Raw genomic sequence first — 12,330 nt, forward strand, 5'->3', positions numbered from 1 at the left:
TGTCACATATGTGACAGCCTGTTTGCTTTCCTTGCAATACACTTCAGTTCTAAAACACATATTTTCTGCATATACTATCAAGAGCTTGTCTGAACAAGGACACTTAATTTAGTATGGAGAATAGTATATGAAACAGAGAACAAAAATAATATTCTTAGCCTATTCTGCACTGGTGATTTTTATGTCATCAGCATGTATATATATGTCACATATGATTAAATCAAGATATCAGGACACATCGTCAGAAATAAATATTTATAAAAATGTATATGTAACTAATATAGAAGACAACACGATAACTGCCAATATGTATGGTAATATAAAGAAATTCAATAGTGGAAAGATAGCAGAAGATGTAACCGGGTGTTTATGTGATATTACCGTTGAGGATGGAAAGATTGTTGGAGTTAATACCAAGACGGATGTTGTAAGTGGAAAGGTGCTGTCAGTTTCACAAGACAGCGTTGAAATTGAAGGTTATGGTTCTGTTAAGCTGGATGAGGACTTTATTATGTATGAAAAAGAAAACTCATTGATAAGTAATTACAGCAGTATAATTGTCGGTTATGCATTACAGGATTTTATTGTGGCGGATGGAGAAGTCTGTGGTGCTATTAAGAATAAACCTTTGCAGGCTGACAATATAAGAGTAATTATCAAGACAAGCGGATTCAGAGATATATTTTTTAATGAAGCAGTTTTTTGTGCTGATTCAGGAATGATAGTTGAGACTGGTGAAGAATCTTATGAGACGGCACCCGGGGAGACGGTTGTGTTTAATCCGGATACAGAAGACTTTAATGAGGGCAGAATAAAACTAATTCCTAAATCAGGTGAGATACAGTTCCAGTCAGTAAACAGAGGCATAGGAACACCATCATATGGCGGAACTATTGAAGTTTCACTGTATGATGAGGGAATTGTTGTTGTAAATGAAGTGGGGATAGAAGATTATCTTAAAAAAGTTGTTCCTAGCGAGATGCCGTCAGGGTTTAATCTTGAAGCACTGAAATGTCAGGCTGTATGTGCAAGAAGCTATGCTTATACGGAACTTTCTAATAACTACTATAGTGCTTATGGAGCACATATTGATGACTCAATACAGTTTCAGGTATATAATAACTCACAGCGGGCAGAATCAACAGATACTGCAGTAGATGAGACAGCGGGACAGGTGCTATCATATAACGGAGAAGTTGTTAAGACATATTACTATTCAACCTCATGTGGAAGCACAACAGACGTTACACTTTGGGGCAATACAACAGAAAACTATCCGTATTTTGTTGCGGAGTGTGTGGGTGGAGTGGACAGAGGACTTACACTGACAGTAGAATCGGAGTTTAATACATTTATAAAAGGTGAAAATGAGGCTGATTATGATTACGACTGCACCTTGTACAGATGGAGCATGGAGGAATCTGTTAAAGAGATAAGTGAAGGATTTGCACGTTCTACAGGGAAGAATGTAGGAAACATAAAAGATATTGAAGTACTTGAGCGTGTTAATGGAGGAGCGGCAGTAAAAGTTAAGGTTACAGGTGATAAAGGCGAGACAGTGATAGACAGTGAATCAGCGATTAGGGCAGCATTTGGCAATGCAAATGTGGATATGAACACTAAGTCAGGAACGACAAGATATGCTAATCTGCCAAGTACATTCTGTGTGTTTGAGAAGGTGACGGAGGGAAAGAAGCTTACAGGATTTAAGATAACAGGAGGTGGCTACGGACATGGAATCGGCATGAGTCAGAATGCTGCCAATAAAATGGCAGAATCCATGACTTACGCGCAGATTCTGGAATTCTTCTACAGAGGTACTACGCTTACTTTGATTTCTTCCCAAGATAATGTTTGAATATTTTTTCATCATTGATGAAGTAGTTAATCTCTGCACCTATGAATATTATAATCATACAGGCATACATCCATATAAGTGCTATGATAATAGTAGCAAGACTACCGTACATGTATGAAAAGTTCGGTGAGTGGCCAACATAAAGAGAATACAGTGCTGTAAAAAGATACCATCCCAAAGCAGAAAAGAAAGCTCCAGGAATCTCTTTATAGAACTTTTTTCCTCTTCTTGATACAAGTGAGAATGCTATAGTAAAGAAGAGTGTGAATATACTTGGAAAGAGAAAATGTTTACTGTTAAATATTCCTCTGAATATCACGACTACATTAGTAAGCTGTGGTATATATTTCATAGTGAAGTTCATAATATTGTTACCAAATACCATAAGTATAAGGCTGGCAATAATAAGAATCATAAATATAAGGGCATAGATACTTGCTCTTATTCTCTGGAAAAGCCAGTTCTTCTGGTTATCTTTTCTGTATATCTGTTTTAATCCACGGACAATAGCCATGAAACCTTTACCGGCAGACCATATGATAGCAATTGCAGTAATGAGGGTTAATGCAGTTGTTGAATTGTCATATATATCAGTGAACATTGCCTTGACAATAGGTTGCAGCTGAGTTGGAAGAACGCCATATACGATTTTTAAAAGGTCTGCCTTGGAAACTGGCAAAAACTTTATAAGACTTAAAAGACCAATAAAAAACGGGAAAAAACTCAGCATGAGATAGTAACATGCTGAGGATGCGTAGTCGCCGATGCGGTCTTCAGATATTTTAGTGACAATTCTTTTGATTAATAATATTAAATTGAGCATTCTTATACCTTAATCCTTAATTGAATGTTTTCAAGATATTATATGTTATTTTATAGAATTTAGCAATTACTTGCAAACAGCAGTTATTTTATGTAAAATGTGATACGTGTAATTATGCACAGTAAATATAGCGAGGCAGATATGGGAATAAGTGTTAAGCTTCAGGTGTTTGAAGGACCTTTAGATCTTCTTTTACATTTGATAGATAAGAATAAAGTTAATATATATGATATTCCGATTGCAATGATTACAGAACAGTATATGGAATATGTTGAGCAGCTAAAGAAGGAAGATCTTAATGTGGTAAGTGAGTTCCTTGTAATGGCGGCAACTCTTCTTGATATTAAGTCAAGAATGTTACTTCCTAAGGAAGTGGATGAGGAAGGCAATGAGGAAGATCCAAGAGCAGAGCTTGTTGAAAAGCTGTTAGAGTACAAGCTGTATAAGGCTATGGCACAGGAATTAAAGGACAAGCATACAGATGCAGAGAGAACCTATTATAAGAAGCAGAGTATTCCGGAGGCGGTTGCAGCATATACACCGCCGGTTGATCTTACAGAGGTTATTGGTGATACAACACTTATGCGTCTTAACAGAATATTTGCTGATGTTTGTAAACGTAAGGAAGATAAGATAGATCCTGTACGAAGCAAGTTTGGAAAGATTGAGAAAGAAGAAGTTACCATGAGTGAAAAGCTTGTGGATATTAAAGCATTTATGATGGAGCATGAAGATTTTAGTTTCAGGGAGCTTTTGTGGAATAATCCGTCAAAGGTTGCTGTTATAGTAACATTTTTAGTTGTGTTAGAGCTTATTAAGACTGGATTTGTTGAGGTTAAGCAGGAATGCCCGGAGGATGATATATTCATAAGGGTGGTCAGGGATCCTGAGCTTATTGAAGATATAACAGAGGAGTAGAATGATGAGTTTAGAACAGATGGAAGGCATAATTGAGGCTGTGCTTTTTACTATGGGTGATTCTGTGGAAGCAGGTAAGCTTGCAGATGCCATAGAACAGGATGTGGATACAACTGTTAAGATAGTACACAATCTTATGGATAAATATGAATCAGAGAACAGGGGAATAAGAATCATTGAGCTTGAGAACAGCTTCCAGCTGTGTACCAAGCAGGAATATTATGATGCACTAATAAGAGTGTGCAGCCAGCCAAGAAGATATACACTGACAGACGCGGCATTAGAGACATTGTCGATAATAGCATATAAGCAGCCTGTAACTAAGATTGAGATAGAGAATATCAGAGGTGTTAATTCAGACAGAGCAGTAAGCAAGCTTGTTGAACTTGGTCTTGTGAAGGAAGTTGGAAGACTTGATGCACCGGGAAGACCAATGCTTTTTGGAACAACAGAGGATTTCTTAAGGTCATTTGGAGTACAGTCGATAGACGAGCTTCCAACAATCAGTGAAGATATGGTTGAACAATATAAGGAAGAGGCAGAGTTAGAGCTTGCAAGCGAAAGCTTTGACGCAGATAATCAGGAAGATTCTGATGGTCAGATAACATTAGGAATATAGAAAGGAAGTTGACATTATGGAAAGAAAGAATGCATGGAAGAAATATTCAGATGAAGATAAGAACAATGTATTCACATTTGCAGATGAATATAAGACTTTTATATCTGAGTGTAAGACAGAAAGAGAATGTGTAAAAAAGGCTGTAGAACTGGCAAAGAAAGCCGGATACAGAGATTTACAGGAGATAATAGCAGCCAATGAGACACTTAAAGCAGGCGATAAGGTATATGCCGTTAATATGAAGAAGGCAATAGTACTTTTTAATATTGGAAGTGAACCGATAAGCACCGGTATGAATATACTTGGGGCACATATTGATTCACCAAGACTTGATATCAAGCAGAATCCTATGTATGAAGATTCAGACCTGGTTCTTCTTGATACACATTATTATGGAGGAATCAAGAAATACCAGTGGGTAGCAATTCCTCTTGCACTTCATGGTGTTGTTGCATTAAAGAATGGCGAATGTGTTGAAGTTGTAATCGGAGAAGACGCTGACGATGCGGTTGTCGGAGTATCAGACCTTCTTATACACCTGGCTGCTAAACAGATGGAAAAGAAAGGAAGCTCGGTGGTTGAGGGCGAGGACCTTGATATCCTTATAGGAAGCATGCCGGCAGCATCAGACAGTGATAATACAGATGAGGATAAGGAAGAAAAGGAAGCAGTTAAGAAGAATATTCTTGCAATTCTTAAAGAAAAATATGGGATTGAAGAGGAAGATTTCTTATCAGCAGAGCTTGAGGCTGTTCCGGCAGGACCTGCAAGAGATTATGGCCTGGACAGAAGCATGATTATGGGATATGGTCATGATGACAGAGTGTGTGCTTATCCGTCGCTTATTGCACTTCTTAATACACCACAGGTTACAAGAACTGGCGTATGTATTCTTGTAGATAAAGAGGAGATAGGAAGCGTCGGCGCAACAGGTATGCATTCAAGATTCTTTGAAAATATGGTCGCAGAGGTTATGGACAGATGCGGTGATTATTCAGAGCTTAAATTAAGAAGAGCACTTGCTAATTCTTATATGTTATCATCAGATGTAAGTGCAGCATATGACCCTAATTATGCATCAGTGTTTGAAAAGAAGAATTCAGCATTCTTTGGAAAAGGTATGGTATTTAACAAGTATACAGGTTCAAGAGGTAAGAGCGGTTCTAATGATGCTTCTGCTGAGTTCATTGGAAAGTTAAGAAAAGTTATGGATGATGCAGATGTGTATTTCCAGATGGCAGAGCTTGGAAAGGTAGATGCAGGCGGTGGCGGAACAATTGCATATATCTTGGCTAATCTTGATATGAATGTAATCGACAGTGGAATTGCTGTACAGAATATGCATGCACCATACGAGGTAATAAGCAAGGCTGACCTATATGAGACATTAAAGGGATATGAAGCATTTTTACAGATGTAAAATGTTTGTGTTAACGAAAGGACAATAATATGAAGTGGAATAAATATTCAATCCAGACAACTACAGATGCAGTTGATATGATAAGCAGCGCGCTTAATGATATAGGAATTGAAGGTATCGAAATTGAGGATAATGTACAGCTTACTAAGGAAGAGGCTAAGTCAATGTTTGTAGATTTCATTCCTGACCTTCCACCTGATGATGGCAGAGCTAAGGTTAATTTCTACATTGACAGTGAAGAAGATGATGGCTCAATGCTTGAAAAGGTTAAGGCAGAACTTGAAGATTTAAGAATGTTTATTGATATTGGTGAGGGTACAATCACAGAATCAGAGACAGAGGATAAGGACTGGATTAATAACTGGAAGCAGTACTGGCATACATTTACAATAGGAGACTTATTCATTAAGCCTACATGGGAGCCGGAGACAGAGGAGATGAAGGGGCATGCTGTACTTAGCATTGACCCGGGAACAGCTTTCGGAACAGGTTCACATGAGACTACAAGAATGGTTATAAAGCAGCTTCAGAAGTATGTTAAAGATGGTGATGAGGTGTTAGATGTCGGCTGTGGAAGCGGTATACTTTCAGTAGTTGCATTAAAATATGGTGCAAAGCATGCATTTGGTACAGACCTTGATCCTAATGCAATTATTGCATCAGAGGAAAATGCAGAGCAGAACAATATAGATAAGAAGCAGCTTGAGGTTATTGAGGGTAATATCATTGATGACAAGGCTGTTAAAGATGCCTGTGGCTATGAGTGCTACGACATTGTGTGTGCCAATATCCTTGCAGACGTATTAGAGCCACTTTCAACATGCATACATGAGCATATGAAGCACGGCGCTTACTTTATTACTTCTGGTATTATAGATACTAAGGAAAAAGAGGTAGCAGAGGCATTTAAGAAGAATCCTGAGTTAGAGATAGTTGAGATTAACCATGATGGCGAGTGGGTTAATATCACAGCAAGAAGGAAGTAGTGTATGTATCATTTTTTTGCAGAGCATGAGAATATCCATGATTCATATATAGATATAGTTGGAAGTGATGTTAATCACATTAAGAATGTATTAAGATTCAAAGAAGGCGACAAGCTTCTTATAAGCAGCGGAGATAATGTTGATTATGAATGCAGCATTGCTTCTATGTCAGATGAATATATAAGGGCAGATATACTAAGCAAGGACGAGCAGGGAAAAGAACTGCCTTCAAGAATAATTCTGTTTCAGGGACTGCCTAAGGCTGACAAAATGGAACTTATAATACAGAAGGCTGTAGAACTCGGAGCATACAGTGTTGTTCCTGTAGCAATGAAAAGAAGCGTTGTAAAACTAGATGCGAAGAAAGCTAAAGCTAAGGTCGAACGCTGGAATGGCATTGCATTAAGTGCAGCCAAGCAAAGCAAGAGAAGTATCCAGCCTGAAGTGACAGAAGTTATGACATTTAAGCAGGCACTTGAGTATGCAGGAAAGCTAGATAAGCTTTTACTGCCATATGAGTGTGCAGAAGGCATGGAAAAGACCAGAAAAGTGATTGAAGAAATCGGACATGGAGAATCTGTTGGTATATTCATAGGCCCTGAGGGTGGATTCGACAGGTCAGAGCTTGACGAAGCTGTAAATGCAGGATGTGAGATAATCACACTAGGTAAGAGAATATTAAGAACTGAGACAGCGGGAATGATGCTGTTGTCAGTGCTTATGTATAATATGGAAGAATAAGCGGAAAAGAGGCAATATGGAAGCATATCTTGATAATTCTGCTACAACGAAATGTGCAGCAGAGGTAGTAGAAACAGCAGTAAAGGTTATGTCAGAAGATTATGGTAATCCATCATCAAAGCATATGAAGGGCGTTGATGCAGAGAAATATATCCGTGAAGCTAAAGAGGTAATAGCAAAGACTCTTAAGTGTCAGGATAAGGAGATACTCTTTACTTCTGGTGGAACAGAATCTAATAACATGGCAATAATCGGAACAGCAATGGCTAATAAAAGAAAAGGAATGCACTGCATAGTATCATCTGTGGAACATTCATCAGTTAAAGAGCCATTCAATTTCCTTGAAAAAGAAGGCTTCAGAATAACATATCTTCCAGTTGATAAAGATGGAATAGTTGATATAGAGGCTCTAAAGGATGCACTTGATGATGAGACAATACTTGTTTCAGTAATGTATGTTAATAATGAAATTGGTGCAGTTGAACCGATTGAAGAAATCGGACATATAATTAAAGATTATAATCCTGATATTGTATATCATGTTGATGCGATTCAGGCTTATGGTAAATATAAGATATATCCTAAGAAGCTTGGAATTGATCTGTTATCAGTCAGTGGACATAAGATTCACGGACCTAAGGGGAGCGGATTCTTATTCATTAATGATAAGACAAGAATCAAGCCTATTATATATGGTGGAGGACAGCAGAAGGGCATGCGTTCAGGAACTGAAAATGTTCCGGCTATAGCAGGACTTGCAACTGCCGTAAAGCTTATATATAATAATGACTTTGAAAGCAAGATAGCACATTTGTATGAGTTAAAGGATTACTTCATAGATGAGCTTGAAAAGCTTCCTGATGTGCAGGTAAACAGCAAGAAGGGTACGGATTCAGCACCACAGATTGTAAGTGCAAGCTTTAAGGGAGTAAGGGCAGAAGTGCTTCTTCATTCACTTGAAGATAAAGGAATCTATGTATCATCAGGTTCAGCATGCTCATCTAACAAGCCGGGACTGAGCAATACACTTGTTGCAATCGGACTTGATAAGGAGCTGCTTGATTCTACACTTCGGTTCAGCTTCTGCTATGAGACAACAAAGGAAGAACTTGAATACACAATAGAAACACTTAAACAGCTGCTTCCAATGCTTAGGAAGTACACAAGACGATAATTGTGTGAAAATAGATTTTCACACACAAGATTTGTGCTTTGCACAAATCTTGATATGCAAAGGAAAGGCGGAAAACGATGTATAAAGCATTTTTGATAAAGTATGGAGAAATAGGCGTTAAAGGAAAGAACAGATTCATCTTTGAGGATGCCCTTGTAAGACAGATTAAGTTCTCACTTAAAGATGTTGAGGGAGAATTTGATGTAAGAAGAGCAGATGGAAGAATCTATGTTAATGCACTTTCGGACTATGATTATGATGAGGTAATTGAGAGCCTTACAAGAGTATTTGGTATAGTTGGAATCTGTCCTGTAGTTCAGATTGAAGATAACGGTTTTGATGACCTTGCTAATCAGGTTATCAATTATCTTGATAAGGCATATAAGAATAAGAATCTTACATTCAAGGTTAATGCAAGAAGAACAAGAAAGAATTATCCAATGAACTCAATGGAGATTAATATGGAACTTGGTGGAAGAATTCTTGATGCATTCCCAGAGATGAAGGTTGACGTGCATAAGCCTGAGGTTCTTTTACAGGTTGAGATAAGAGGAGATGTAATCAATATTTACTCTATCGAGGTTCCGGGTCCTGGCGGAATGCCAATCGGAACAGCAGGAAAGGCTATGCTTTTATTATCAGGCGGTATTGACAGCCCTGTTGCAGGATATATGGTTGCCAAAAGAGGTGTACAGATTGAAGCAACATACTTCCATGCTCCTCCATATACAAGTGAAAGAGCAAAGCAGAAGGTAATTGACCTTGCAAAGATTGTATCTAAGTATTCAGGTCCTATTACACTTAATGTTGTTAATTTCACAGATATCCAGATGGCTATATATGAGAAATGTCCACATGATGAGCTTACAATCATTATGAGAAGATATATGATGAAGATTGCTGAAGATTTAGGAAAATCAAGCGGATGTCAGGGACTTGTTACAGGAGAGAGTATCGGACAGGTTGCAAGCCAGACAATGGCAAGTCTTTACTGTACTAACGAAGTGTGTACAATGCCTGTATTCAGACCGGTTATCGGTTTTGACAAGCAGGAGATTATTGATATATCAGAAAAGATTGGCTCATATGAGACATCAATACAGCCATTTGAGGACTGCTGTACAATATTCGTTGCAAAGCACCCTGTAACCAAGCCTAATCTTAATGTTATCAAGCAGCATGAGACTAACCTTGACGGAGTTATTGAGGAGCTTTACAAGACAGCAATTGAGACAACAGAAAAAATTGTAATTGAATAAAATAAAACCGCTTTATCTGTAACAGATAAAGCGGTTTATATGTTCTTACACATCATTACTCAACGATGTATGGCTTTAATACGGCAAGGATTGTATCAATATCATTGTCTGCATGAATGTTCAGGTCAATTGGCTTAGAAAGATCAAGACTGAATATACCCATTATAGACTTGGCATCAATTACATATCTGCCAGAAACAAGATCAAAGTCAACATCGAATTTAGTGATATCGTTGACAAAAGATTTTACTTTGTCGATTGAATTTAATGAAATCTTTACAGTTTTCATTAGAATACCTCCTTAAATGTTTTTCTATAAACTATAATATCTATTTGTTAAACCTATGTCAATAAAGAAATGTAACAAAAATTAACAGGAAATGAGGATTAAATTGAAAAAAGTTGCTATACACAGTCTGGGCTGTAAGGTTAATTCCTATGAGGCAGAATCAATGGAGATAATGCTTAGGGATGAGGGGTATGAGATAGTGCCTTTCAGTGAAGATGTTCAGGCTGATATATATATAATTAATACATGTTCAGTGACTAATATTGCTGACAGAAAATCAAGACAGATGCTGCATAAGGCAAAGAAGATGAATCCGGAGGCGGTTGTTGTTGCTGCTGGCTGTTATGTGCAGGCAGACCCTGACGGAGTTAAAAAGGATGAATGTGTTGATATCATTCTTGGCAATAATATGAAGATAAGTATTGTTGAAGCATTAAATGATTATTTTGGCGGTTCGGATAAAACAAGCTATCTTGTTGATATTAATGACAAGTATCAGGAGTATGAATCGCTTAAGATTAACCAGACAGGGGAACACACAAGAGCGTATATTAAGATTCAGGACGGATGCAACCAGTTCTGTTCTTACTGCATAATACCATACGTAAGAGGCAGGGTAAGAAGCCGTAAGCCTGAAGATATAGTAAATGAGGTTAAGACGCTTGCAGCTACAGGTGTTAAGGAGGTTGTTCTTACAGGAATTCATATATCATCTTATGGAACAGACCTTGAGAATATAAGTCTTATAGAACTTATAGAGGCAATCCATGAGATTGAAGGAATTAAAAGAATACGTTTAGGTTCGCTTGAACCAAGAATAATTACAGAAGAATTTGCAAAAAGGATTGCCAGATTAGAAAAGATATGTCCACATTTTCACTTATCATTACAGAGTGGATGCGACAAGACATTAAAGGCAATGAACAGAAAATATAATACAGAAGAGTATTATGAGGGCTGCGTAAAGTTAAGAGAAGTGTTTGATAATCCGGCAATAACTACTGATGTAATCGTGGGATTTCCGGGCGAGACAGAGGAAGATTTCCTTGAGACACGCAAGTTCCTTGAGAAAGTACATTTTTACGAAATGCATATATTCAAATATTCAAGAAGAAAGGGAACTGTTGCTGACAAGATGAAGGAGCAGGTAGCAGACACTGTTAAGTCAGAAAGAAGTGCAGTTCTGCTTGCGTTAGAGAAGGCACAGTCACTTGAATACAGAAAGATGTATATCGGAAAAAGGCTCGAAGTTCTTATAGAAGAATTGACAGAAATAGATGGCAGGTCATATTATACAGGATATACAAAGAACTATATAAGAGTGGCAATAGCCGCTGATGAGTTTAAGGATAATCCTGTTAATGATATATATGAATGTATGGCTGATAAGCTTATCTGTGACGGGGTTACTATATTAGCGAGGTATAATTAATGTCAAGAAAGAATACTAAAGGAACAATATTAGCTATAGATATGGGCAATACTAATATAGTTATTGGCTGTGTTGATGATGATAAAGTAATATTTGAGGAAAGGCTGAGTACAGACCTTTCAAAGACAGAGCTGGAGTATGCCATCAGTTTTAAAAATGTTCTTGAAATCTATAATATAAAATCAGAGGATATTAATGGTGCAATTATATCGTCAGTTGTTCCACAGCTTGTTAATGTAATTAAAGCTGCTGTTGAAAAGGTTGTAGATATAGAGCCTCTGGTTGTAGGACCTGGAGTAAAGACGGGGCTTAACATTCTTATGGACCAGCCGAAGCAGGTGGGAAGTGATTTAATAGTTGATGCAGTTGCAGCGACACATGATTATGGCGCACCTGTTATTATAGTTGATATAGGTACTGCAACTACTATAAGCGCAGTTGATGAGAATGGTAATTATATAGGTGGTGCAATTCTTCCGGGAGCAGGTGTTTCAATGAATTCACTTTCATCAAGAACTGCGCAGCTTCCAAGAATCAGCTTTGATGCACCAAAAGGACCGGTTGGAAAGAATACGGTTGACTGTATGAAGAGCGGTCTTATATACGGACATGCAGGAAGTATAGACGGAATTATAGATAGAATAATAGATTGCTGTGGATTCGGAAAGAACGGAAAGCCTGCTGCAAAGCTTGTGGCAACAGGGGGGCTTAGTAAGGTTATAATTCCATTCTGCAGAAACAGAATTGAGACAGACCCTGCACTTCTTATAAGAGGTTTGAAATACATTTATGATAAAAATGTCTAGAAAGT

At 37.7% G+C, this 12,330-nt stretch carries 12 protein-coding genes; 10 read left to right on the plus strand and 2 right to left on the minus strand.

Going from position 1 to position 12,330, the window contains the following annotated elements:
* Positions 1 to 127 precede the first annotated feature (127 nt).
* Positions 128 to 1,858 carry a SpoIID/LytB domain-containing protein gene (locus GKE48_RS10450; RefSeq protein ID WP_022097433.1) on the plus strand — a complete coding sequence of 577 codons (1,731 nt, stop codon included), beginning with the start codon at positions 128 to 130 and terminating at the stop codon, positions 1,856 to 1,858.
* Here the strand turns inward: GKE48_RS10450 and GKE48_RS10455 are convergent.
* Positions 1,827 to 2,681, minus strand: coding sequence for a YihY/virulence factor BrkB family protein (locus GKE48_RS10455; protein WP_154301039.1), 855 nt, complete (start codon positions 2,679 to 2,681; stop codon positions 1,827 to 1,829). The two genes, GKE48_RS10450 and GKE48_RS10455, sit on opposite strands and share 32 nt — an antisense overlap.
* A 141-nt stretch (positions 2,682 to 2,822) precedes the next feature.
* Here GKE48_RS10455 and GKE48_RS10460 point away from each other — a divergent pair, with 141 nt between their 5' ends.
* The 7 genes from GKE48_RS10460 (at position 2,823) to thiI (ending at position 9,798) form a co-directional block, all read left to right on the plus strand.
* Positions 2,823 to 3,599 carry a segregation and condensation protein A gene (locus tag GKE48_RS10460; protein ID WP_022097431.1) on the plus strand — a complete coding sequence of 259 codons (777 nt, stop codon included), beginning with the start codon at positions 2,823 to 2,825 and terminating at the stop codon, positions 3,597 to 3,599.
* Position 3,600: 1 nt separating this feature from the next.
* Positions 3,601 to 4,218 carry an SMC-Scp complex subunit ScpB gene (gene scpB / locus GKE48_RS10465; RefSeq protein WP_012739400.1) on the plus strand — a complete coding sequence of 206 codons (618 nt, stop codon included), beginning with the start codon at positions 3,601 to 3,603 and terminating at the stop codon, positions 4,216 to 4,218.
* Positions 4,219 to 4,234: 16 nt separating this feature from the next.
* Positions 4,235 to 5,638 carry an aminopeptidase gene (locus GKE48_RS10470; RefSeq protein ID WP_154301040.1) on the plus strand — a complete coding sequence of 468 codons (1,404 nt, stop codon included), beginning with the start codon at positions 4,235 to 4,237 and terminating at the stop codon, positions 5,636 to 5,638.
* Positions 5,639 to 5,667: 29 nt separating this feature from the next.
* Positions 5,668 to 6,624, plus strand: coding sequence for a 50S ribosomal protein L11 methyltransferase (gene prmA, locus GKE48_RS10475; protein WP_154301041.1), 957 nt, complete (start codon positions 5,668 to 5,670; stop codon positions 6,622 to 6,624).
* Positions 6,625 to 6,627: 3 nt separating this feature from the next.
* Positions 6,628 to 7,365, plus strand: coding sequence for a 16S rRNA (uracil(1498)-N(3))-methyltransferase (locus tag GKE48_RS10480; protein WP_012739397.1), 738 nt, complete (start codon positions 6,628 to 6,630; stop codon positions 7,363 to 7,365).
* A gap of 16 nt (positions 7,366 to 7,381) precedes the next feature.
* Complete coding sequence (locus GKE48_RS10485) at positions 7,382 to 8,539, plus strand: cysteine desulfurase family protein (protein ID WP_012739396.1); 1,158 nt, start codon at positions 7,382 to 7,384, stop codon at positions 8,537 to 8,539.
* Positions 8,540 to 8,616: 77 nt separating this feature from the next.
* Complete coding sequence (gene thiI, locus GKE48_RS10490) at positions 8,617 to 9,798, plus strand: tRNA uracil 4-sulfurtransferase ThiI (protein ID WP_022097426.1); 1,182 nt, start codon at positions 8,617 to 8,619, stop codon at positions 9,796 to 9,798.
* 55 nt (positions 9,799 to 9,853) lie between these two features.
* Here thiI and GKE48_RS10495 read toward each other — a convergent pair whose 3' ends face one another.
* A complete protein-coding gene (locus GKE48_RS10495) occupies positions 9,854 to 10,087 on the minus strand; it encodes an HPr family phosphocarrier protein (protein WP_012739394.1) in 234 nt (77 codons plus the stop codon).
* Positions 10,088 to 10,190: 103 nt separating this feature from the next.
* Between GKE48_RS10495 and mtaB the strand changes: the two genes are divergently transcribed.
* Entirely contained in the window at positions 10,191 to 11,519 is a 1,329-nt protein-coding gene (gene mtaB / locus GKE48_RS10500; protein ID WP_022097425.1) for a tRNA (N(6)-L-threonylcarbamoyladenosine(37)-C(2))-methylthiotransferase MtaB, read from the plus strand.
* Entirely contained in the window at positions 11,519 to 12,325 is an 807-nt protein-coding gene (locus GKE48_RS10505; protein ID WP_022097424.1) for a type III pantothenate kinase, read from the plus strand. Before mtaB ends, GKE48_RS10505 begins: the two co-directional genes overlap by 1 nt.
* Positions 12,326 to 12,330: the final 5 nt, after the last annotated feature.

Source organism: Lachnospira eligens (assembly GCF_009680455.1).
In the GTDB taxonomy this organism is placed as follows: Bacteria; Bacillota; Clostridia; order Lachnospirales; family Lachnospiraceae; genus Lachnospira; species Lachnospira eligens_A.